Annotated in this window: 17 protein-coding genes and 1 pseudogene; 11 read left to right on the plus strand and 7 right to left on the minus strand. The window is 37.2% G+C overall.

Annotated features, from left to right (window positions below; translation table 11 throughout):
• The first annotated feature begins 2 nt into the window (after positions 1-2).
• Entirely contained in the window at positions 3-1,070 is a 1,068-nt protein-coding gene (locus tag P3G65_RS05515; RefSeq protein WP_019292511.1) for an ABC transporter substrate-binding protein, read from the plus strand.
• Between the two features lie 62 nt (positions 1,071-1,132).
• Here P3G65_RS05515 and P3G65_RS05520 read toward each other — a convergent pair whose 3' ends face one another.
• The 6 genes from P3G65_RS05520 to P3G65_RS05545 form a co-directional block, all read right to left on the minus strand.
• Positions 1,133-2,269, minus strand: coding sequence for a tyrosine-type recombinase/integrase (locus P3G65_RS05520; RefSeq protein WP_014024683.1), 1,137 nt, complete (start codon positions 2,267-2,269; stop codon positions 1,133-1,135).
• 122 nt (positions 2,270-2,391) lie between these two features.
• Positions 2,392-3,381: an Ltp family lipoprotein gene (locus P3G65_RS05525; protein WP_019292510.1), complete on the minus strand. Its 990-nt coding sequence runs from the start codon at positions 3,379-3,381 to the stop codon at positions 2,392-2,394.
• Positions 3,382-3,454: 73 nt separating this feature from the next.
• A complete protein-coding gene (locus tag P3G65_RS05530) occupies positions 3,455-3,994 on the minus strand; it encodes a PH domain-containing protein (protein WP_019292509.1) in 540 nt (179 codons plus the stop codon).
• Positions 3,995-4,042: 48 nt separating this feature from the next.
• A complete protein-coding gene (locus tag P3G65_RS05535) occupies positions 4,043-4,633 on the minus strand; it encodes a hypothetical protein (protein WP_040086243.1) in 591 nt (196 codons plus the stop codon).
• Between the two features lie 11 nt (positions 4,634-4,644).
• Positions 4,645-4,989, minus strand: coding sequence for an XRE family transcriptional regulator (locus tag P3G65_RS05540; protein WP_019292507.1), 345 nt, complete (start codon positions 4,987-4,989; stop codon positions 4,645-4,647).
• A 395-nt stretch (positions 4,990-5,384) separates the two neighbouring features.
• Positions 5,385-5,840, minus strand: coding sequence for a hypothetical protein (locus P3G65_RS05545; protein ID WP_019292506.1), 456 nt, complete (start codon positions 5,838-5,840; stop codon positions 5,385-5,387).
• Positions 5,841-5,995: 155 nt separating this feature from the next.
• On the opposite strand from P3G65_RS05545, the gene P3G65_RS05550 reads away from it, so the two are divergent.
• Positions 5,996-6,199, plus strand: a complete 204-nt coding sequence (locus P3G65_RS05550; protein ID WP_284071354.1) for a hypothetical protein — start codon at positions 5,996-5,998, stop codon at positions 6,197-6,199.
• A 10-nt stretch (positions 6,200-6,209) separates the two neighbouring features.
• Here the strand turns inward: P3G65_RS05550 and P3G65_RS05555 are convergent.
• Positions 6,210-7,367: pseudogene (locus tag P3G65_RS05555) on the minus strand (IS3 family transposase).
• A 111-nt stretch (positions 7,368-7,478) separates the two neighbouring features.
• Between P3G65_RS05555 and P3G65_RS05560 the strand changes: the two are divergent.
• From P3G65_RS05560 to P3G65_RS05600, 9 genes are all read left to right on the plus strand, one after another.
• A complete protein-coding gene (locus tag P3G65_RS05560; protein ID WP_230318201.1) occupies positions 7,479-7,961 on the plus strand; it encodes a hypothetical protein in 483 nt (160 codons plus the stop codon).
• Complete coding sequence (gene gtfA / locus P3G65_RS05565; RefSeq protein ID WP_019291748.1) at positions 7,948-9,450, plus strand: accessory Sec system glycosyltransferase GtfA; 1,503 nt, start codon at positions 7,948-7,950, stop codon at positions 9,448-9,450. Before P3G65_RS05560 ends, gtfA begins: the two co-directional genes overlap by 14 nt.
• Positions 9,443-10,789, plus strand: a complete 1,347-nt coding sequence (gene gtfB / locus P3G65_RS05570) for an accessory Sec system glycosylation chaperone GtfB (protein ID WP_173817128.1) — start codon at positions 9,443-9,445, stop codon at positions 10,787-10,789. The genes gtfA and gtfB overlap by 8 nt, the downstream gene beginning before the upstream one ends.
• The gene (locus tag P3G65_RS05575; RefSeq protein ID WP_017370017.1) at positions 10,786-10,965 is read left to right on the plus strand and encodes a hypothetical protein; all 180 of its coding nucleotides are present in this window, start codon (positions 10,786-10,788) and stop codon (positions 10,963-10,965) included. Before gtfB ends, P3G65_RS05575 begins: the two co-directional genes overlap by 4 nt.
• Before the next feature lie 27 nt (positions 10,966-10,992).
• The gene (locus P3G65_RS05580; RefSeq protein ID WP_230318200.1) at positions 10,993-12,063 is read left to right on the plus strand and encodes an accessory Sec system protein translocase subunit SecY2; all 1,071 of its coding nucleotides are present in this window, start codon (positions 10,993-10,995) and stop codon (positions 12,061-12,063) included.
• Between the two features lie 198 nt (positions 12,064-12,261).
• Positions 12,262-13,836: an accessory Sec system protein Asp1 gene (gene asp1 / locus P3G65_RS05585; protein ID WP_019291747.1), complete on the plus strand. Its 1,575-nt coding sequence runs from the start codon at positions 12,262-12,264 to the stop codon at positions 13,834-13,836.
• The gene (gene asp2 / locus P3G65_RS05590) at positions 13,829-15,382 is read left to right on the plus strand and encodes an accessory Sec system protein Asp2 (protein WP_019291746.1); all 1,554 of its coding nucleotides are present in this window, start codon (positions 13,829-13,831) and stop codon (positions 15,380-15,382) included. Before asp1 ends, asp2 begins: the two co-directional genes overlap by 8 nt.
• Positions 15,372-15,815: an accessory Sec system protein Asp3 gene (gene asp3 / locus P3G65_RS05595; protein WP_019291745.1), complete on the plus strand. Its 444-nt coding sequence runs from the start codon at positions 15,372-15,374 to the stop codon at positions 15,813-15,815. The genes asp2 and asp3 overlap by 11 nt, the downstream gene beginning before the upstream one ends.
• Before the next feature lie 40 nt (positions 15,816-15,855).
• Positions 15,856-23,310 carry a KxYKxGKxW signal peptide domain-containing protein gene (locus P3G65_RS05600; protein ID WP_284071356.1) on the plus strand — a complete coding sequence of 2,485 codons (7,455 nt, stop codon included), beginning with the start codon at positions 15,856-15,858 and terminating at the stop codon, positions 23,308-23,310.
• Positions 23,311-23,443: the final 133 nt, after the last annotated feature.

The raw sequence follows: 23,443 nt of genomic DNA on the forward strand, positions 1-23,443 counted from the left end.
TCTTGAAAAAATTAATCTATTTCTTGTCAGGGATTTTAGCAATTACTGTCCTTCTTGGGGTTACAGCTTGGCGGATGTCCGCTGCGACAGGTGTTTCAACCTCTACCAATAGCTTGACGATTTTTAACTGGGGCGAATATATCGATCCGCAGCTTCTCAAAAAGTTTGAAAAAGAGTCCGGCTATAAGGTTAATTATGTGACATTTGATTCCAATGAAGCCATGTATTCTAAAGTTAAACAAGGCGGTACCGCTTATGATATTGTTGTGCCCAGCGAATATATGGTGCAAAAAATGGCCAAAGAAAATCTTTTGCTTCCTTTAGATCATACCAAGATTAAAAATCTTAATTATGATAATCCGAAGCTCTTGGATGCGGCATTTGACCCTAAAAATACTTATTCTGTGCCTTATTTCTGGGGGACTTTGGGGATTGTATATAATGATAAATACATCACTCACCCACCCACAAAATGGGAAGACCTTTGGTCTAAAGACTACAAAAATTCGATCCTCCTCACAGATAGTAGTCGAGATGTGATGGGGATGGGCTTAATCGCTACAGGAAGCTCTGTGAATACGACGAACCAGTCAGAGATTGATCGTGCTTATGACAAGCTCCTACAGCTCACACCCAATGTTAAAGCTATTCTCGGAGACGAAATCATGAGTTATATGATTAATAACGAAACACCGTTATCTGTCGTTTATAGTGGACAAGCATCCGAAATGACTTCAAGCAATGAACATTTACACTATGTGGTCCCTGCCCGAACAAACATTTGGTATGATAACTTGGCTATCCCAAAAACAAGTAAAAATACTAAAGCGGCCTATGCCTTTATCAACTTCATGCAAGAACCAGAAAATGCAGCGGCCAATGCTGAATACGTTGGCTATTCAACACCTAACGTTAAAGCAGAAGCACTCTTACCTGCAGAAGTTCGTGAAGACAAGTCTTATTATCCTGATGAAGCTCTGATAAAAGAAGATGAAGCTTATGTTAATCTCAGTCCATATTGGACAGGTATTTATAATGATTTGTATCTTCAGTTTAAGATGAATAAATAAAAACAGCTCTAGCCTTTGTGGTTGAGCTGTTTTTAATTTCATTGTGCCAAATTTGTGCCAAATTATTTTTTTCTATTTATTTTGCTAAAAATATCAATAACTTTTTTGTCTTCCGCTTTTTCAAGTTCCTTGATTATATGTGAATATGTATCAAGTGTTATGGAAATATTAGCATGCCCAAGCCTTTTAGAAATAGTCATAATATTTACTGATTTATAAATTAAAACGGAAGCATGTGTGTGCCTTAATCCGTGTGTTGTTATTCTATTTTCTAGCCCAGCCCTTTGACAAATTTGCGCAAGTTCTTTATTAACGACGGCATTTTCTATAATTCCTCTTTTGGGATGCCAACAGACTAGGTTGAGTGGATTAGTAACCTCGAGTTCACTAAATACTTTGTTTTGTCTATTTTTATATCTATATAATAACATTTTAAAAGTTCCGTCTATAGTAATTTCTCTAACAGAACTTTTATTTTTTGTGGGCCCAAAATCTTTTTTATCGTTTCTCCAAGCTTTATCTACTTTTATTTTGTTGTTGGTGAAATCTATATTGTCCCAAGTCAAGCCAGCTACTTCGCTGTACCTCATTCCTGTCATTGCGCCAATATAACACATAATGGAAAATACATTTATTGGACTCATTTCTTTTTGGAGAGTACTAACAAGTTTTTCAAATTCATCAAAATCCAAATATTTTACCCAATTGCCTGTATCCTTACCTCTCCCTTTGATCGCAACTCCTTGAGTGAAATCATATTGAATTACTCCTTCAGATACTAGAAACTTTATGCATGAGCGAATTTGACGGTTAAAGTTTTTTATTGTTCCGCTTGATAATTCTTTTCCCATTTCGTTAATCGCATATTGATATGAAATTCTATCAATGTTTTTTACTGTAGCATTTGGTAAATATTTGTTTAAATATGCTAAAGTTGATAAATAAGTTCCATATGTGGAATCCTGTATTTTACCTTTTTTAAAAACCTTGATCCATTCAGTGAATGCAGTTACTAATGACTTATTTTTTGTGTTAACTTTAAAACCTTGTTTTAATCTCGATTCAATATCTCCAGCTTCGGCTATCGCTTCACCTTTGGTCTTAAAACCAGATTTCCTTATTTTATTGAATGTACCATAATTATCTTTGTATGATATTTCATATTGCCATACTTTTCCTCGTTTAACGTACCTGGCCATAATTGATTTTTACTCCTTTTTCCTGTAAAATAGAGTACAAGAAAACTTCACGAAAATCGTGATTTTTCAAATACATATTGATTAAAGTCGCCCCACAGTCGCCAAACTTGGGCGGCTTTTTGTTATGCTGGTAGATTATTTATTGCGTATTGTGCTTCCTCAGGAGTGAATTTTTCACCATATTCGGAAATAAGTTGATCATAAATTGAATCTCTAGACATAGACATTGTTTCTTGATAATTTTTAGCCTTTTCTAAAGCGTTCTTATTATAATCTGCTTTTAGATTATCTATAGCATATTGAGCTGCTTCAGCTGTAAACCCTTCTCCATAAGACGAAGTTAGTTGGTCATAAATACCTGCTTTAGACATATGCATTGTATCTGAATATGCTTTTGATTTTCTCAGTGCATTTTTGTATTCTATAGGTAAAGCGGCTTCGGCAGCTTTTGCTTCAGCTTCAGCTTTTTCTTTGGCTTTCTTAGCCGCATCCTCTTCAGCTTTTTTCTTTTTTATTTCTTCATTTTGTTTTATTGTTACTTTTTCCGTAACATTATCAGAGCCGTCTTGTGCTGTAATCTCAATTACTTCGTCAGAATCATTTGTCATATCATAACTTAAACTAAATTTACCTTTTCCGTCAGAAGTAACAGAATCTCCAATAATTCCCATGCCAATTCTTACATCGGTATTTGGCAAAGTTGTACCTTCAATTATTGCTGTACCTGAACTGCTAGCAGTGACTGACTTTGGTACTTTCAGAGTTATGATTTTCTTTTCCTCTTTAGAATTAGATGATTGTATAGTTTTGCTTGACTGAGTAGTTTTAGTTGATGAGTCAGAATCTGCTTCATCTGATGGTGTATCTGATCCAGACGCACCGGCTACACCAACAATGATAAGTACAATCGCAATAATAAATGAAGTGAGTGGTTTAATTTTGGTTGATATTGATTTTCTAGATTTATTAAACGAATAAATCGCATAAACAATAGCCACAAGCCCAGCAATTAACGTTAAGGGCCAAATTTTAAAAAGTACAACTAACAAAACAATAAAAACTAATGGTTTAAACCATTTTGTATTCTTCCATAAATCTTCCAATTTTTCCATAAAATTTCTCCTTGCCCTTTTAACGTGATTAGCGCACGTATTATGTAACAACTTTTGGGTAAGTTTATGTTTATTATGAATTAATTTTTATTCTATTTTCTACAGAAAGTTGAACCAAAAATCTATAGAAATCTGAAACATCAAGTTTTTTTGGAAATTCAAAGTGATGGACAGAAAGAGAAGTTTCGTACGCTTTATAATAAGGGTTTGTGAGATAAGTAATGTAGATGTCAGTATCATCAAAACCAAATCCTGCAGCAGTAAATTTCACATCTACAATAGTATCAAGAAAAATTTGGGTGATGGCTTTCTTTTGACCGGTAACTCCTTGTGCATCAACAAATAGCAGACGATGATTAGTCACTACAATTTCATCACGAACAAGTTTATATGCCGATATAACCTGCTCATTTTCGATGAGCATATGAGACCATTTTGAGGTAACTGAATCTATATTTTGCTTCTGGTAATTCCCTAACATTCCTTGAAGCAGATTTCCTGAATCCGCACTGGTAACAGTATCATCAACTTTTTGTGTTACATCAGAAATTTTGTCAGCTGCAACCTTTGAGGCTTTATCAGCTACTTTGTTGAGGTTATCCAATAATCCCATAATTTTTCTCCTTACCCTTTTATCGTGATTAGCGCACGTATTTTTATATTAACAAGCATAATCAAGCTTGAGCATATTCTTAAAAAGTTCAACTGCTCTATCATAATTTTCATAAGGTAAATTGTATGCTTCAAGAAACTGATAAGTGTTGATTTGTTCCACAACATCGAAATGCGAAATGTAATCAATAACACATTCTTTTAGTGACATTTTACTAAAGTCTTTTTGGATGTTACCTTCTTTTTTTAATTCATTTATGACTTTTTCATTAACTTTACAAAGAAGAGAAAAAGAAGTATCACAAGGACATCCAGATATTTCAATAAACCTTTGAAAAATATCAAAGCTTCCACCCTCAGTTATGAATATGTCCCAAAGAAAAAGAATTGCTTCTTTATTAGTTCGTTTCTCTTGAGGGCTTGTAGTGTCACATTCACCTAGACGATAAGGATCATTATTTTTAATATGCATCAATTCATGGCATAGTTTAAATGCTTTAACCGTAGTGGGATTAAAAATTGTTATCTTTTTTCTATTGTTTGTTACAGCGTCTAAAGGAAATGAGTTGTCCCCGATAACTTCAATTCCATATTTTTCTATCTCAAGTATTATACGCTCTATTAGTTCCTGTTCGTTCATAGAGCCCCCGATTAGTCTTCAAGACGTTTACCCAAAATAAGTTTTAATGCTGTTTTAACTTCATCTGTGAGCGGTTTACCATCAAAAGACACCCACTCATCCCAATCAACTTTATTTTCATCTACTAAATCAGCAAGATCTATAGGTTCTTTAACTACTGGCATTTCTTCACGTCCTAACAGATAATCAATAGTAGTATGTAGTCTATCTGCTACTAAAGCTAGATCTTCCGCTTTGGGTTTAGTTTTTTTCCAAGCGTAAATGGCATTCTCGCTTAAATTAGCTTCTTTAGCTATTACTTTAACAGTTTTTCCTTGCTTTTTTGCAAGAGTATCAATTCTTTCAAATATAGTCATATCAAGCTTTCTAAATAAAAAACAAAAAATAAAATATTAATTTTCGTACTTATCTCTTGACAAAATGTATGAATTCTAATACAATATATTTTGTAAGGTAAGAAGTTAGAAAAAATATTAGAAAAACAACTTAACTGTAAACACCACAAACAAGCTTCCAGGCAGTTTAGAATGTTTCTATTAAGGCTTTTCATTATGCTTATATTGTATTAGAATTCATACATTTTGTCAAGCGCAAATATTAATAATCTAACTTTTTATCTAACTTTAGAAAATAAAAAAGCCCAGTGGGCGGAAAGAGTGGTTATATGTCAAATTATGATTGGATTAAAGCAATTATTACTCTTGTAGTTTTGATACTTGGTATAGATTTCATGGTGAATAGAACGTTATCTTCATTTATTAATCTTTCCAAGGTTGAAAAAGAAAATGAAGATGGTAAAGAGAGCTGAAATTTCAACGATGGCTGAAAATTGATTTATTGATAAAGCAAACAGAGCAACAGTGGGGATATAGCAACCTAATAATATTCTAAAGAGGGTCTCAATTATTTTTTTCTCTCTAATATTCAAATCTTCAAGTTTCCTTCCCGCCTTCCGTACCCTAAACAAGATAAACATTTCAGGAAGTGAAAACAGAAAAAAATAAACAATCCCAACAAAAATAAAAATTTTAAATAAATTGAAATAATCTATCTGAGTAATTACGGAAATTGCAGGTTCATTAGGTAACTTTATTTGTAAAAGTGTAGAGAAATAATAAGTTATCATAAAAAAAGTAATTAGCAAAAAGAAAATTAACAGTAAATAAAATAACCATTGTAAAAAACTTGTTTTTTTAATTTTATTCATAAAAAACTCCTATATATAATTTTAGTTTGGTCGCTTATATTATATCATGGAGTTATGATACGTGGCACTTGCTACAGGGAAGAAAGGCGAAGAGGTTCGATTCCTCAACTTCCCGTACTGCAAAAGCAGGATATTTAATTTGAGAAAGGATAAAAATGTCAGAAGTAGAACAAAGTTTTGATTCCCAACGATTAAAAATTGTGGAATTCATGGAGATGCAAGGAAAAAGTAACAAGGATATAATTTGGGCTTATGAAAATATTAAAAATCCTCCTTACAAGTTTGCTGCAACAGATATTAGTGCTGTATTGAATGGTAAAAGAAAATATACTCAATCAATTAAATGGTTTCTGGACTAATGTCAAATATTTAGACACAAAATGAGCTATATTTTCTTAAAATAGTTTTCTTCTTTCTGATTTGGAGTTAAACCATTGTTTGCGGAATGAGGATTATAGTTGTTATAAAACTGTTCGATGTATTCAAAGCAAGAGAGTTGAACTTCTTGAATGGAGTGATAAGTTCTTCTGTTTATTTCCCGTTGTTTGAGGTACTTGAAAAAGGCCTCAGTGACAGCATTATCATAAGGATATCCAGGTTTGGAGTAAGAAGCAAGCAATTGATGCTCATCTAATATTTTTCTAAAGGAAGCTGATTTAAATTGGCTACCTTGATCCGAATGAAAAATGATTGGTTCCTTAGGCTTCCTCTTATTTATAGCCATCCCTAATGTGTCACAGGCAAGTTTAGCATCAATCCTGTCACTTACTTTCCAAGCAATACATTTTCTAGAGTAGAGGTCAAGGATGGCGCAGAGATAAACATGCCGTCTATGTCCTATAGAAATATAAGTGAAATCAGTTGTCCATACTTGATTCGGGGACTTAGGATTAAATTCTTGTTTAAGGAGATTATCAGAAGAAAATGCAGGAGAGTGTTTTGATTTAACTCTAGGTTTAATCGTTGACATTTTAGGGAGTGTCATAGACTTTAGAAGTCTTAAGATACGCCCCTCAGAAATATTAACGCCATAATCACGCAGGAGAATAATTTTAAAAGCTCTCGTTCCAATTCTTTTCTTGGCTTTCATATAAATCTCAAGGAGTAATTTTCTCAAGCGTTGATTTTCTATTTCACGTTTTGAGGGCTTCTTGTTTATGAAGTTATAGTAGGTGGAACGATTGACATGTAAAACACGACAGAGCATAACTGTCGTGTGTTCAAATCGGAGTCTATAGACTGCTTTTAATCTCACTTGGAGTTTTGCATGAATATGGCACTTGCTTTTTTTAAGATAAGATTTTCTTCTTCGAGTTGGGCATTCCTTTTTTGTAATTCTTGAATCTGTTTAGCAGTCAAGACCGTATTATCTTCAAGACGAACTTGAGAGTACTGGTTGATCCATTTTGCAAGTGCAGAAGGGGAGACACCATAGTCTTTACAGAGTTCGGATTGAGTTTTACCTGTTTGGTAGAGATTAACGAGAGATTGCTTAAATTCCTCGTCGTAACGTTTAAAACCTGACATAAAAGTCCTTTCATTTTTGTGTCTTAATAGACAGATTATAACACACAATTTTCTGTCCACTTTTATAGTATAGCTCCAAAATTCGCTGGAAATATTACGCGTTTTCCTTTTGTGAAAGAATGGAGCAGTGATTTACCATTGGAAGTTTTTAGCAGTGGTGAGGTGAATGCAAAAGGTTTTTTAAGGATGAAAGGTTGGCAACATGATGATCAACTTTTACGTGAACTTAATAAAGGCGGTTTTGGCTTAGTCTGGAGCGAAAATATTGAAAATCAATTTGAAAGAGAATACTCAGAAATGAATGCTTCTTTTAAATTTAGCACCTATCTTGCTGCAGGCTTACCAATTATTGTTAATCAAGGCTTAGCAAAGCAAAACTTTGTGGAAGAACAAGAGATTGGTTTAGTGGCAAGTAATCTTGAAGAGGCAATAGACTATGTGAAATACATGTCTTCTGCAGAGTATATGCGACTCAGTACCAACGTGCAACGTGTGGGCGCACTGGTGAAGGAAGGTTTTTTCACCAAGCAGTTGCTTATGGAGATACAAAATTACTTATTTTTAGAAAAGGGAAAAGAAAATGACCATTTATAATTTCAATCTTGGCATAGGTTGGGCCAGTTCAGGTGTAGAGTATGCACAAGCTTACCGTTCCAATATTTTTAAGAAGAATAAACAAGAGGCAAAATTTATTTTTACAGATATTTTCCATGAAAATCTGGAAGCAATGACTAAAAATATCGGTTTTGAAGACCATGAAATTATTTGGCTCTACCAATACTTCACAAACATTAAAATTAGCCCCACAACTTTTACACTTAAACAACTTGAAAAGAGCTTTGCAAGCAAACCACAACATATAGAGAAAAATGAAAACTTAGTTTCTTATATCTGGGAGGGCATACGGGTCACGGCTTTTATAGACAAAACAGGGGCAAGTGGAGCAGTTTACAAAACAGAAACGGTTGTCAATGGAAATTTAATCCAGAGAGATTATTATAACTATGTCAAAATCTTTTCTGAGTATTTTAAACCTGTCAACAATCAAGCGAATCTCTATCAACGCCGTTTCTTCAATGAAGATGGTTCAACTGCCTACGATGAGCTTCTTAATGGTGAACAAAGTTTATATGTTTTTGAGGATAGAACCATTTATTCTAAAGAAAATCTTTTGATTCATTTTGTTGAAAGTCTAGAGTTAAGCAAGAAAGATATTCTAATTATCGACCGTTCGACAGGAATGGGTCCAGAAATTATTAAAGCTAAGGGTGAAGCTAAAGTTGGTGTCGTTATTCATGCAGAACATTACAATGCGCCCTTAACGACCGAGAAGAAGATTCTTTGGAACAATTATTACGATTATCAGTTTGAAAATGCACGAAGTATTGACTTTTTCGTTACTGCAACAGAAATTCAGAAGCAAGTGTTGGAACAGCAGTTTTTAAAATATGGAAAAGGTCCAATCACTGTTTACGCAATACCAGTGGGTAGCATTGATGAACTCATGGTCAATAAAAAAAGGAAAGCCAATACCCTAATCACTGCTTCACGTTTGGCAAGCGAGAAACATTTGGACTGGCTTATACGGGCAACGGTGCAAGCACGGAAACAGATAAAAAATCTTAGCCTTGATATTTATGGACGCGGTGGTGATGAACCGATTTTAAGAAAGTTAATCGAGGAACTCGAAGCGAGTGATTACATACATTTAATGGGACAGCATAATTTAAAAAATATATATAAAAACTATACGACTTATGTTTCGACATCAACAAGTGAGGGTTTTGGACTTACATTGCTAGAAGCAGTTGGTTCAGGTTTAGGGATGATTGGCTATGATGTTCCTTACGGAAATCAAACTTTTATTCAATCTGAGGTCAATGGCTTATTGGTGTCTTATAGTAAAAATGAAACATCTAAAAATATTTCAGCAATTGCAGAAGCAATTGTGAAACATCAAAAGCAAAGCCAGACAGCACTTGAAAAAGTTCGAGAGGCGTCTTACCACATTGCTCAACCATTTCTAACCTCTCACATTCAAAAGAAATGGGCACAACTTGAAGCGGAGGTCACACATGCTTAACTTATTTGAAAATTATCGTGAAGAAGAAAAGGATTTAGAAAACTCTCTTAAACAGGCTGGCTATGAACAGCAAACAATTGTTTTGAATGAAGATGGCTATCTCCCAGAACATGTAACTTCACCCATCAGTTTTTTCACCGGAATGAAAGAAGAGAATTCCTCTAAAGATGAGTCTCCCAAATTTTTTAATGAAATTTCCCTCCCCAATTATTGGGAAATCAAGGGAGATGGGCAAAAAGCTGAAATTTTTGAAGGTTATAAAAAAAGAGGACACATTAATTATAGTCAAAGAAAAACAGACTATCGTGCGGTGAAGTCTGTAGAATGGCTGAACGACTCGGGAAGAGTTCGAGCCATTGACCTTTACAATCAATATGGCAGATTGTTTGGCAGAGAAACTTATAGTGATGGACAGCGGACTTTGACAACCTATTTTGATAAAAAACAAGCAGAAGTGATTTTACTCAACCATGTCACTCAAACCATTCAACTCAATTATAAAAAGAAACAATACGTTTTTGAAACTTATACTGACTTCATTATCTTTTATTTGGAAGAGTCGGAAAGCAATACGCGTGAAATCTTTTATAATTCACTCGGGCGTCCCTTTTTCATTACAGAAGCTTTAAAGACGAAAAAACCAAATAAGGCGTATAACCATACTTTGTTTTGGCAAGAGGAATCAGCTGAAATACCAGGAAATATGCGGATGATATTATCTGATAAAGCTGCACCTACGAAACGTATTGTGGTGCAAAATCGTGAAGAATACATGCGAATCCAGCAACAGATTGACAAGCCAACAAGTGTGCAAATTGAATATCTTGGCTATCTCTATAATTTGAGGGCACGTAAATCCATAAATAAGTCCATTTTAATTCTTACCAACTCTGACCAAATTGCACAACTCAACCAGCTTGTAGAGGCTTTACCAAATTATCAGTTTAATATCGCAGCGAGAACGACAATGTCTCAGAAATTACATGCTTTTGAAAATTATTCAAATGTGCAGCTGTATCCAACAGTGGATGACTCAGAGCTAGAAAAACTTATTTCAGAAAGTAGTTTTTATTTGGATATTAACCACGGAAATGAAGTTGAGCATATTATTCGTACCGCTTTTGAGAATAATCAACTCATTTTAGGGTTTAAAGAAACAATACACAACCAGCGCTATACAAGTTCGGAAAATATATTCCTCCAAAACGACTGGATGAATCTCGTCCAAAGAATCCGTGAAGTAGGTAAGAATTTTAAAGAATATCGTAAAGCGTTAGGCAGTCAATGGTGGTCATCTGGCCAGTCGACAATTGATGATTATAAGGAAGTGCTCAAATGAAAAATCAGGATCCAGTGTTAATAAAAATTCAAGAGAAGCAAGCCAAAATCGAAGAGGAATCACGCTTAAGACCAAAACATCAGATAAAAAATCGAATTGTAATTGCGACGTCAATCCTTTTGTTATCTGGAATCCTTATTGGACTTTTGAGAATCATTCTCACACTTGTAAAATGACTATTTTAAAAAAGGAAAACATAAAAGATGGGTTTAACAATTTATAAGCAAAAGGCTATTAAACGTCTGCTCTTTTTACTCATGATCGTGCTCATCTATATATTGGGGAGTAATATACTTATTCCTGGAATAGATGCACAAGCTCTATCCGAACTTTCGCATAAAACAGCGGGTCTCTCTTTTGCAATGAGCATGACCGGACTTTCTATTGATCGACTGTCATTATTTTCTTTAGGACTAGGACCATGGATGTCGGCTATGATTTTTTGGAGAGTACTTACGGTCAGTAAAGTCTTTCATATTGAAAGTTTCACGCCACAGCAAAATTATCGTATGAAATATATTTTCAGTATTTTGCTGGGCTTGGTTCAGAGTTTTAGTATCATAAGTCAGGTTCGAATTTTGGGAGATATCTATAAACCTATTGGGAATCTCTCTTTAGCACTGATTCTCGTCGCAGGTTTAGCTGTCCTTATCTGGTTAGGCAATCTTAATGCAGATTATGGTATAGGCGGACCTACTATCATTATTTTAGTAAGTATGCTTCGAAATTGGCCCACTCGCTTTCTGGAGCCTTTAGTACAAAATTATCAAGGCATCATCACTCTTTTAGGTTGGCTTTTAGCATTTATTCTTCTCTTGCTTGTATCTTTCCTGATCTTTAGATTTTATCAAGGAGAGCGCCGATTGCCTTTGATGCATGTGATGTTGGACGACCGTTTCGCTGCACAATCCTACCTTCCTATCCCCACGAATCCAGCGGGGGGAATGCCTTTTATGTATGCTTTCAGCGTAGTCTTATTTCCGCAGTATATTCTATTTATGCTAAAAAGTTGGTATAAAAATAATCAGTTCCTAAATTTTCTTTACGAACAGGTGCAGTTGGATCATATTTTAGGTGTGATTCTCCTTCTTATTAGTCTGGTCTTACTGACTTACGGTTTTGCTTATGTCAATATTGACTACAAAGAAATTGCAGATAATTTGAAAAAAGTGGAGATTACTTTAATAACGTCTATCCAGGAAAAAATACAGAGCGCTATCTTTTTCATAACGTCTCTCGCATGGCCGGAGTTTCAGCCGCACTCAACTGTCTGATCATCGGTCTACCTATGTTTGCTGCTCTTTATTGGCCTCATATCAGTGTTTGGGCTTATTTCGTTCCTACTTGGCTCATTCTGATGATTTTGATGCGAGAAATAACAGTTCAGTTTTCAAGATATTACCATAGAAATGATTATGGTGCTTTTATACCGGAAGTTGGAGGATTAATAAAATAAAAGGAGCAAACAAACAATGATCTACTTTGTACCAGCCTGGAATAAAAAAATCCAGTCAGGCCTGTCTACAGATGATTTGATGGGACAGATACAGTCCTTTATGTCTTCTGATATTGAATATAAAATTCTCATCAGTGATTATATGCCTGAACTTCGTTACTTCCTTCACCGCTATGATTTGTTAGAGAGCAACTATGTAAGTATTTTTGATGAGTTACAAACAAACGAACACGTGGAGCAAAAAAGTTTAGCATTAAAGGATTTAAACTTTCCTGATGCAGTCACTTTTTCTTATACGCCGTTTAATATTTTAGTTTATCAGCAAGAAGCGCTTATTGGTCAGATTACTTTAGGAGAAGCTTCTTATATTTCTGAAGTGACGTATATTAGTGGAGGAGAGGTAACCTTAGTCGAAATCTATGATGATCGCGGTTTTATTTCTAGCCGTGATATTTATGAAGAAGGCACTTTTTGCTATAAAGAATATTTAAATCAACAAGGACATTGGGTCATCCGTACACATAAAGATGCAACGTGTGAGGTAAATAAAGAATACCCAGCAGGACTGAAGCAAAGATACTATGCGAACTTAGAAGAAATTAAGTTTGAAAAATTAGAGAGTTATTATGAGCAACTCGGGGCAGAAGATTCAATAATCGTATCATTGACAGAGAAAAACTTACCTTATCTCCAGAAAAGTAAAGGTCTTCCAAAGATGACACTTTCACTATTTGGCAATCGTTTAAGCAGTAAAGTAAAAAATCAAAAAGGATTAGAAGAAGTTGCTGCACAGTGCTTTTCTGTTATTGTAGATTCAAATCAGAATATGCAGAAAGTAAAAGCATTTACTGAAGAAAGCAAAATCCATCGCATTAGTCCTTATGATACGCGATTCGAATTAAGCAGAACTCATGAATTAAAAGAAGAAGTTATTTATTTTGAGAGCCAAGGCATGACAGAAGAAGCAATCGGACAGTCCATAGAGATCCTTTTCTCTTATCTAGTTGATGTATTTGATAATTGCGATGTTGAAAGAAGTTTTCGAATTATTATACGTATGGCATCGTATCCCTTAGTTTCGACTTTTTCAGCAAAAATACGTGCGCTTTTTATTGAAAAATTTCCAGAAGAAATGCCGCTTGTAGAAGAACTTCTCCCTATGTTGACGGGAGAAAATTCTATTGATGCAACACTCTTAAAAAAGACTAACCCTGAAGTAAAAGGGGTGATGCAATTATGGAAAAGTTTTGATCTGCAGATAATAAATAGTGATTACGAACTTTTTAAAATCATTAACGACACGCGATTAATTATTGATTTAAGAGAAGAGCCTGATCTTTTTACTCAAATTGCAGGTATAAGTGCAGGCATTCCACAGATAAATCAGATAGCAACAGAATATGTGCAATCCTATAAAAATGGTTTAGTGCTCGCGGACTGGACCGAGCTTTACCAAGGTTTAAGTTATTATCTGGATCAATTAAAACACTGGCAAGAAGCACGGATGTTCGCCGTCCAACAAATAAAAAAATATTCAGGAGTTGCTCTTAGAGATAAAATAAGCCGAATTTTAGGAGGAATAAATGAATAAAAAGACACATGTTTTACAAATCGGTCAAAAAAACTGGAAAGAGTACATGTCCTTGCAAGACAGAGAAAATCTGGAGTGGTCCTATTTTGATATGTGGACAGGAACAGATGAGGAGGCTCTTGCGCTCATAAAAAGAAGGAAGGGACGAACTTTTGATGCCGTGATTTGTACAGACAAAATAAACTGGGCACAAATAGAAAAATTTTCAAAAGTTATTGAAGCTTATAGTCTGATTATTAATCAAGATTATGAAGAAGAGATTCCTCATGATTTAGCCTTAAAAAAATGTCCTCTATTTATGAATACAGAAGATAAAAAAGAAGAAGTGATAACGACGATAGCTCAAAATTTCTTTTCTGGACAAATGGGTTCAAAACCTCATGTGAACACTGTAACAGTAAACGATGACTTTAGAGGAGAGATTGAAATATATGGGCAAGATTATCTGCAATTGTCAGGAGATTTTTCCCTTTTTTCTCAAAATGCCTTAGTAACATGGCAACACAACATTGGTATGTATGATCGTTCTAAAAAAATATGGTTAGAGTTTGAATGCCAAGGCAACACAGAGATTTCCATCACGCTACTTAAAATACTTGAGGGAAGCAGCCAAGTCATTGAAAGACATGTTTATACACAAGAAGAGATAAAAAGAGGAATAGAAGTTCCCTATGAGAAAAACATCGGTTATTTAAGTTTATCGCTAACGGCTACAGGAGCTGGTGCTTTAAAAATTGGCCCGCTCCACTTCAGAGATTCTCGCCAACATTATGGAGAGTACATTCTTGGCGGTAGAAAAATTGTGGATGAAAGAAACCAAGAACTTTTTTACTATTTTTATCCAGGAGATTTAAAACCTCCACTTAATGTCTATTTCTCAGGCTATCGTTCTGCTGAAGGCTTTGAAGGTTTCTTTATGATGAAGAAGCTGGGAACACCATTTTTGCTGATTACTGACCCACGGTTGGAAGGGGGAAGTTTTTATATGGGAAGCGTGGAACTGGAAAGGCAATTGATTGAGATTATCCAGAGGTATTTACAGGAACTTCATTTTAAAAGTGACCAACTCATCTTGTCAGGTCTTTCAATGGGAACTTATGGAGCGCTTTATTATGCAAGTGAACTGTCGCCTGGCTATGTTATCGTGGGGAAACCTTTGGTGAACATTGGTGATATAGCTGCTAATGAAGAACTTGTCAGACCCGGAGGATTTCCCACTTCCTTAGATATTTTACGCTCATTGACAGGGGAGCTCTCAGAGGAGAGCGTCGAGATTTTGAATCAACGCTTTTGGGCTTCATTTGAGAAATCAGATTTTTCAAATACACGTTTTATTATTTCTTATATGAAAAATGATGACTACGACAAAAATGCCTATCCCAATATTATTATGGCCTTATCCGATAAGGATTCAGCAGTCATAGGTAAGGGGATTCCTGGACGACATAATGATAATTCACAGGCCATCAATCAATGGTTTATTAATCAATATAATCGGATTTTAGTGGAAACTTACGGCCGAGAGAGGAAACAAGATGGATTTTGACATAATCTGGAATACTTCGCAAATAAATTTTTACAAACATGGCGCAAAAATTGTATACCACTCGGATCGTACGGTTCGCTTCACAAATAATTTTTTTCCTTCAGGAGCAACTATTGTGAAGTGGGTTTCCAATGCTCTCTATCAAGGGGAGCGGACCTTGCTCCAACTTCCTCTTTTAGAACGTGGCAAGCATTATAGATTAATAACTGACTTTACTTGTCAACCTCAAGATTCAGTTTTAATAAAAATGGAATTCTACGAGCGCTCAGGAAAATTAATCGGAACATGTGTTTTGGATGGTAAAGGAGGTAATGTCACATATCCAATGGATGCATATTTTTACTCTATTTCTCTTATTAATATGGGGATGCGTGAGCTTAACTTTAGGAAAATAAAGTTAATTCATGCAAGTAAAGGTACAGAAACAGCATAAAAGTATTGACAAATTAAAATTAAAAGAAAGAAAAAGGTTAATGAATAAGAAAAAGGGACTTATCAAACAAGTAACACGTTTTAAAATGCATAAGTCGGGGAAGTTTTGGGTAATCTCCAGTTTAACGCACTTTAGCTGTTTAAATTTATCCAAGAAATCCGCGCAGCAGGTTAAAGCAGAAATTAAAGAAACATCTTATCAACTCTTATACGGTGAAGAAGATGAAGCAACACATAAAACGAGATTTGGTTCGGGGCTGAAGGCTTTAACTGGTCTTGTAGCAGGTCTGGTCTTGGGTGCCGGGATGTCACAAGGGCAAACCTATGCCGAAACAACACAGCCATCGGTAGAGAAGCAGAGCGGAAAAGAAACCTTAGCTCAAAAAGATAGTGTTGCAATTAAGTTAGAAAAGAGTGACTCTGAAACAAATACTAGCTCTGCATCAGAGTCACAATCACAATCACTGTCAACGTCTGAATCAAACTCTGATCTTGCATCAGAAGCGCAAGTACTGCAAGGTCCAGTTCAAAGAGCTGCTTATGATGACGGACAAGTCACTGAAAATCAGATTTATGATGTCAATTATAAAGGCTATTACTATCAGTCTAGTAAAGGGACTGACCCTTCAAAATATGACGGTCTAATGAAGGTTCAGATGAACAAAGATAATGTGACCGTACAATTTGATCCAAGCAAACCCCTTCCAAAAAGTGTTGCGGTTAAATTAAAATCTGAAGCTGATCCTTCTGTGCCACAACAAAATGTATTGAATTTAACTCTGGGAAAAAAGGTGACGAGTTATACGACTCAGATTTCTTATGATGGGGATTTGAGTACTTATTGGACCAACTATATTAGGAAACACCCAGAATGGGCGGATACAAATCCGGCAATTCAAATTGTAGTGAATGATGGACACTGGATCGCAAATGAAAATGGATGGACGACAGTGAGTCGCTATGAAATTCCTGTAATTAGTGATTCATCCTCTACATCAGAGAGCGTGAGTGGTTCTGAATCTATTTCTCAATCGGAAATTGTAAGTGACTCAGACTCAAAAAGTGATTCAAAAAGTTTATCCGATTCTAGCTTTGAATCACAATCTGATTCGGAATCAATTTCAAATTCGGAATCCGTATCTGAATCATTATCAGAGACCCTTTCTGAGTCAAGCTCAGAATCAACTTCGGACTCCCAATCAATCTCTAGTTCTGAATCTTTATCAGAAACTCTTTCTGAGTCAAGCTCGGAATCAATTTCGGACTCCAAATCAATCTCTAGTTCTGAATCTTTATCAGAAACTCTTTCTGAGTCAAGCTCAGAATCAACTTCGGACTCTCAATCAATTTCTGGTTCCGAATCTACCTCTGAATCAGAAGTTATCAGTGAATCGGAGAGTGTTTCAAACTCTGTGAGTGATTCTCTCTCAGCATCTATGAGTGAGTCAGAAAGTCTCTCAAATTCATTAAGTGGTTCACAATCTGTATCAATAAGTGAGTCTAATCGAAATTCAAATAGCGAATCTGTTTCGGTATCTTTAAGCGGCTCAGTGGAAGATTCAGAGAGTGATTCTGCCAGCCATTCATTATCAGTAAGTGAATCTAATCGAAATTCAAGCAGTGATTCGGCAAGTGTTTCTAGTTCCGCAAGTGACTCAAACCGTATCTCTAATTCCGAATCTTCTTCACTTTCAACTTCCATGAGTGATTCACTATCAGAATCAACATCAATTTCTGATTCTCAAAGCGTTTCACTATCTGATTCAAGCCGCGATTCAGATTCAAATTCAAATTCAAGCAGTAGTTCAGAATCTCTCTCAGACTCCATTCGAGATTCTTTATCCGATTCTGTCTCAGTTTCAGGTTCACTAAGCGACTCAGCATCAGTCTCAACTTCTGTATCTACATCACAGAGCACATCACTTTCGGATTCAAAACGTGAATCAGTTTCAGAATCTGCATCAGAATCATTGGCATCAAATTCAGAGACGAATTCAGCGAGTGAGTCCGCATCAGAGTCCGGCTCAAATTCAGCTTCACAGTCGATTTCCGATTCTATTTCTTCATCAGAGTCGGGCAAAGGCTCAATTTCTGATTCGGTTTCAGAAAGTCTTTCTGTAAGTGAATCTATTTCAACATCAGACTCCGATCGTGCTTCTGTAAGTGAGTCGGTCTCGGATTCTCACTCACTTTCAGTTTCAGAATCAATATCTGATTCTGTATCTTCATCGGAATCAGGAAAAGGCTCAAGCTCAAATTCAGCTTCAGAAAGCACATCAGTGAGTGAATCACTCTCAAGTTCCGAGTCAGAGCGCCAGTCTTCATCAGATTCAAGCTCCGAATCACATTCGACATCGGTATCAACTTCTGTAAGTGATTCAGAATCGATTTCAAGCTCTCTTTCACATTCAGAACCTCTTGCGTCTGGCTCAGAATCTGATTCTGCCAGTCAGTCATCTTCAAGTTCCGAATCGACCCGTGATTCTCAGAGCGAGTCTTCAAGTCTTTCTGACTCCATCAGTGCATCGCTATCCGACTCCATCAGTGAATCGGCTTCGAATTCTTCCTCACATTCCGAATCAACGCGTGAGTCAAACTCTGAGTCAGTGAGCGAATCTGTCTCTACATCAGACTCCGATCGTGCCTCAGCAAGCGATTCGAGCTCAGAGTCAGACTCTATAAGTCTATCGAATTCAGAATCAAGTTCAGAGTCTACTTCCATAAGTAGCTCAACTTCCGAATCAACGCGTGAGTCAGAATCAGATTCATCAAGTACGTCACATTCACTTTCAGTTTCAGAACGTGAATCGAGTTCAGATTCAGCAAGCGAATCAAGTAAAAATTCAAGCAGTGATTCATCTTCTGATAGCACGTCACTCTCAGAATCAAGTCGGGAGTCAAGTTCAGAATCAAGTAGTCTTTCCACATCACTTTCAGATTCAAACCGTGAGTCACTCTCAGATTCAGTGTCCGATTCCCGTTCACTTAGTGAGTCAACGTCTGCTTCAGTTTCAGCATCTGATTCTCAGAAAGATTCGCAGTCAGAGTCAAATCGTGAATCAACATCTGACTCAAGCAGTCATTCGGCCTCTGTTTCAGAGTCGAATCGTGAATCAAGCTCAGCATCAAGCTCAGAATCACAGTCCCAAAGTGAAGAAGTATCACAGTCAGAATCGCTGTCAGTCTCAGTGAGTGAATCACTTTCTGACTCCAGCCGTAATTCTATATCTGACTCAATAAGCGAATCGGCTTCACTCTCAGCTTCGGAACGTCCATCAATTTCTGAGTCTGTTTCAGAATCGCTGTCGACAAGTGCATCCACAAGTGATTCGGTTTCAACTTCCGCTTCAGCATCAAGTTCAGAGAGCACCTCACTTTCCGAGTCAAGTCGTAATTCATCTTCAGAATCAGCCTCAGAATCTCTTAATTCGAATTCGAATACAAATTCAGCCTCAGAATCAAGCTCAGAATCGGCTTCAATCTCGACTTCGACCTCAGCATCTGATTCAGAATCGGCTTCAGATTCCGGACGAAATTCAAGTTCTGACTCAAGCTCAGAGAGCAGCTCCGTTTCAGATTCTGCCTCAGTATCTGATTCAGAGAGAAATTCACAAAGTGACTCCGAGTCAGCCTCATCATCGACCTCAGAATCTGTTTCAGCTTCGATTTCTGACTCAAGCTCCGATTCAGGACGAAATTCAAACTCCGAGTCAAGCTCAGAAAGCAGTTCAGTCTCAGAATCTATATCCCAATCTGACTCAGAACGTACTTCGACAAGTGAATCTAGCTCTGACTCAAGCTCTAACTCGACTTCCGTTTCGGCTTCTGAATCACTCTCGGCTTCCGAATCGGGACGTGAGTCAAGCTCGACTTCAGCTTCGGAAAGTACTTCATCAAGTGACTCGTCATCACTTTCAGAATCAGGCAACAATTCATCTTCTGAATCTAACTCTGTATCTGGATCAACTTCAACGTCACAATCTGTAAGTGAATCTGAATCTGCTTCAAGTTCAAACTCTCATTCTGACTCTTTAGAATCAGGTTCTGAGTCGGATTCTCTAAGTGCTTCAAGTTCGGATTCTCTTAGTGACTCTGTTTCAGCATCTGTTTCAGCTTCTAACTCAAGCCGCGATTCGCTCTCAGATTCTGCCAGTCTTTCGACATCTGTTTCAGGATCAACGCGTGATTCGGTGAGTGAGTCGGCAAGTGAGTCAAGCAAACTTTCAAGTAGTGAATCAGCCTCTGAGAGCACTTCGCTTTCTGTTTCAGGCCGTGATTCGCTGTCAGAATCTCTTTCTGAAAGTAGCTCTCTCTCAGACTCAAGTCGTGATTCTCAATCTTTATCAAATTCAACATCAAGCTCGATGAGTGTTTCACAATCCGAGTCAAGAAGTAGTTCTAGTTCTGAGAGCAGCTCCCTTTCTGTCTCAAGTCGTGATTCGGTCAGCGATTCTGTATCAGCTTCACAATCATTATCTGACTCAGCGCGTGAATCTCATTCAGAGAGTCTTTCAACATCAAGCTCAATCAGTGAATCACTTTCTGATTCGCGTAATGATTCAAGCTCAGAAAGCACTTCAAGCTCAGACTCAACCCGTGATTCAATTTCTGACTCAAGTTCAGATTCTTTGGCTTCTAACTCTGATACAAACTCTATGAGCGAATCAAGCTCCACATCGGGTTCTCACTCAACTTCAACATCAAGCTCAGAAAGCAGCTCAAGCTCAGAGTCTGGAAAAGCGTCAAGTTCCGAATCCGTATCTGAAAGCAGTTCAAATAGTCATTCAGACTCACAGTCTGTCTCTAGCCGTGATTCAGAAAGTGAGTCAAGCTCGGCTTCTGCATCTAGCTCAAGCTCACAATCTGTTTCTGAATCAGTCTCAACTTCGGACTCAGGACGCAGTTCTAGTTCCGAATCCGTATCAGAAAGTGTTTCAAACAGTTTATCTGGTTCCCAGTCTGATTCATCACGTCAATCCGAATCCGACTCCTCATCTGATTCTAGCTCAACATCACTTTCTCAGTCTGTGAGTGAGTCAACTTCGGTGTCACAATCACTGTCTCATTCTGAACCTCTTGAATCAGGGTCAGAATCTGATTCATTGAGCATTTCAACATCTATGTCAGATTCGAATCGGAATTCAAATAGTGAATCAAACAGTACGTCAGTCTCAGTAAGTCATTCACACTCACAGTCTGATAGTATTTCGGCCTCAGAGTCAGTTTCAACATCAAACTCTTCACGTGAATCTGTTTCTGACTCAGTGAGTGCTTCAACATCAACATCGGGCTCAGAGCGTGATTCAGCAAGTGCTTCAACGAGTGCCTCTGTATCTGTAAGTGAATCTGTATCTGAATCAATAAGTGATTCGACATCTGTTTCACTCTCAGTTTCAGCTTCAAGTCGTGACTCTCTCTCAGATTCATCAAGTGCTTCAACATCAACATCAGCCTCAGAACGTGATTCAGATAGCCTTTCTGTAAGTGAATCAAGCAAACTCTCAAGCAGCGAATCAGCTTCTGAAAGTACTTCACTTTCTATTTCAAGTCGTGAATCAGCTTCAGATTCAAGTTCAGAGAGTAGCTCAAGTTCAGATTCTAGCCGTCAATCAGCTTCCGAGTCTGCATCGCTTTCGACATCAATGAGTCTCTCGACATCAAGTTCAGCCTCTGAGTCAAGTTCAGAAAGTCGTTCTCTTTCAGACTCAGCGCGTGACTCAGTGAGTGCTTCAGAATCCATTCCTGAATCGCTCTCAGATTCAAGTCGTGAATCAACTTCTGAAAGTCTCTCATCATCAAGTTCCGTAAGCGAATCCCTTTCAGACTCTAGCAATGCTTCAAGCTCAGAAAGTACTTCAGCTTCAATGTCAACACTTCAATCAAGCAGTGAGTCGGTATCACAATCAACCTCTGGTTCACAGTCCGCTTCAGGTTCTGCCTCACATTCAGTATCAACATCAGCCTCTGAGTCACTCTCTATTTCGGGTTCAGAGCAAGTTTCAAGCTCGGACTCAGTATCTGAAAGTGTGTCTGTGAGTGGATCTGTATCCACCTCAGCATCTGAAAGAGACTCTTTAAGTGAATCTGTCTCAGGATCTTTATCAGGCTCAAGTTCCGCTTCACTCTCAGCCTCAGCATCCTCATCGGATTCAAGTAGAGCTTCAAGTTCAGAATCAGCTTCAGATAGTTTGTCAGTAAGTGAATCAATCGTTCATTCAACTTCAGAACGTGATTCGCTGAGTGAGTCTATTTCAACCTCTGTTTCAACTTCAGCATCCTTATCTGTCTCAGATTCAGTATCTGCCTCAGAATCAGGTAAGGCCTCAAGTTCAGAGTCTTCATCTGAAAGTAGCTCAAATAGCATATCTGATTCACTTTCTGACTCGCAACGTGAATCACTCAGTGATTCAGTTTCAGATTCGATCTCTGTATCTGTTTCGACCTCCGTTTCAGAATCAACTTCAGCATCTGTTTCAGGCGAGCAGTCAAGCTCAGAGTCTTCATCTGAAAGCAGTTCAAATAGTGTGTCAGTCTCTCAGTCAGATTCTGACCGTGGTTCTGATTCAACATCAAGCTCAACTTCAACATCAAGTTCAGCTTCTCAATCCGTGAGCGAGTCAACTTCAGTATCACATTCACTTTCTCAGTCTGAACCAGTAGAATCAGGTTCAGCGTCTGATTCCTTAAGTGATTCGACCTCTCTCTCTGATTCAAACCGAAATTCAATCAGTGAATCTGTGAGTCAGTCTGTTTCGACAAGTGATTCTCTGTCCGTATCTACAAGTGATTCAGTCTCTGTATCAGATTCAGTGTCTGCTTCAGGACGTGAGTCAGTGTCTGAGTCTTCCAGTCTTTCAACATCGATTTCAGCTTCAGAACGCGATTCTCTCAGCGATTTAGTGAGTCAATCAGTTTCGACAAGTGCTTCCCTGTCAGTTTCGACAAGTGATTCAGTCTCTGTATCGTCATCACTCTCTGAATCAAACCGCGATTCCGTCAGTGACTCTGCCAGCCTTTCGACATCGATTTCAGCTTCAGAACGCGATTCTCTCAGCGATTCAGTGAGTCAATCTGGTTCGACAAGTGATTCTCTGTCGGTATCCACAAGTGATTCAGTCTCTGTTTCATCTTCAACTTCTGAATCAAGTCGTGACTCCACAAGTGACTCAGCGAGTGAGTCAACTTCGATATCAACTTCAAACAGAGAATCTGTTTCAGAATCAGCATCGGAGAGTGGCTCAACATCTCTATCACTAAGTGATTCAGACTCACTTTCAACCTCATCGTCAATGTCTGAATCAGCATCTGTATCGTCAAGTGAATCAATTTCAGTATCACTAAGCGCATCTGAATCAACATCTTTAGCATCAAGAAATTCAGAACACATGAGCACATTGCCACATACTGGTGATAAGGATTCTATTGGCTTAGGTATGCTAGGCTTAGGATTAATAGGCGCAGCAGCTCTTGGTAAGAAGAAAAAGAAAAAAGCTTAAGAACAAACAAAAAAATATTTAGGAAGGAATAAAATAAAGCAAGTACTAAGGTACTTGCTTTTTATTACAGAAGAAGTTGCAGTCTTTTAGTTTATATTTTATGTAAAACAAAAGAATTTGACTTTTTAATATA

It is taken from the genome of Lactococcus sp. bn62 (assembly GCF_029492705.2).
GTDB classification, from domain to species: Bacteria; Bacillota; Bacilli; order Lactobacillales; family Streptococcaceae; genus Lactococcus; species Lactococcus petauri.

Excerpts from the sequence above, each read along its gene's own strand:
- gtfA (WP_019291748.1), top strand. The coding sequence starts at position 7,948 with ATGACCATTTATAATTTCAATCTTGGCATAGGTTGGGCCAGTTCAGGT.
- asp1 (WP_019291747.1), top strand. The coding sequence starts at position 12,262 with ATGATCTACTTTGTACCAGCCTGGAATAAAAAAATCCAGTCAGGCCTG.
- P3G65_RS05520 (WP_014024683.1), bottom strand. The coding sequence starts at position 2,269 with ATGGCCAGGTACGTTAAACGAGGAAAAGTATGGCAATATGAAATATCA.
- P3G65_RS05530 (WP_019292509.1), bottom strand. The coding sequence starts at position 3,994 with ATGGGATTATTGGATAACCTCAACAAAGTAGCTGATAAAGCCTCAAAG.
- P3G65_RS05575 (WP_017370017.1), top strand. The coding sequence starts at position 10,786 with ATGAAAAATCAGGATCCAGTGTTAATAAAAATTCAAGAGAAGCAAGCC.
- P3G65_RS05580 (WP_230318200.1), top strand. The coding sequence starts at position 10,993 with ATGGGTTTAACAATTTATAAGCAAAAGGCTATTAAACGTCTGCTCTTT.
- asp2 (WP_019291746.1), top strand. The coding sequence starts at position 13,829 with ATGAATAAAAAGACACATGTTTTACAAATCGGTCAAAAAAACTGGAAA.
- P3G65_RS05535 (WP_040086243.1), bottom strand. The coding sequence starts at position 4,633 with ATGAACGAACAGGAACTAATAGAGCGTATAATACTTGAGATAGAAAAA.
- asp3 (WP_019291745.1), top strand. The coding sequence starts at position 15,372 with ATGGATTTTGACATAATCTGGAATACTTCGCAAATAAATTTTTACAAA.
- P3G65_RS05600 (WP_284071356.1), top strand. The coding sequence starts at position 15,856 with ATGAATAAGAAAAAGGGACTTATCAAACAAGTAACACGTTTTAAAATG.
- P3G65_RS05545 (WP_019292506.1), bottom strand. The coding sequence starts at position 5,840 with ATGAATAAAATTAAAAAAACAAGTTTTTTACAATGGTTATTTTATTTA.
- P3G65_RS05540 (WP_019292507.1), bottom strand. The coding sequence starts at position 4,989 with ATGACTATATTTGAAAGAATTGATACTCTTGCAAAAAAGCAAGGAAAA.
- P3G65_RS05525 (WP_019292510.1), bottom strand. The coding sequence starts at position 3,381 with ATGGAAAAATTGGAAGATTTATGGAAGAATACAAAATGGTTTAAACCA.
- gtfB (WP_173817128.1), top strand. The coding sequence starts at position 9,443 with ATGCTTAACTTATTTGAAAATTATCGTGAAGAAGAAAAGGATTTAGAA.
- P3G65_RS05550 (WP_284071354.1), top strand. The coding sequence starts at position 5,996 with ATGTCAGAAGTAGAACAAAGTTTTGATTCCCAACGATTAAAAATTGTG.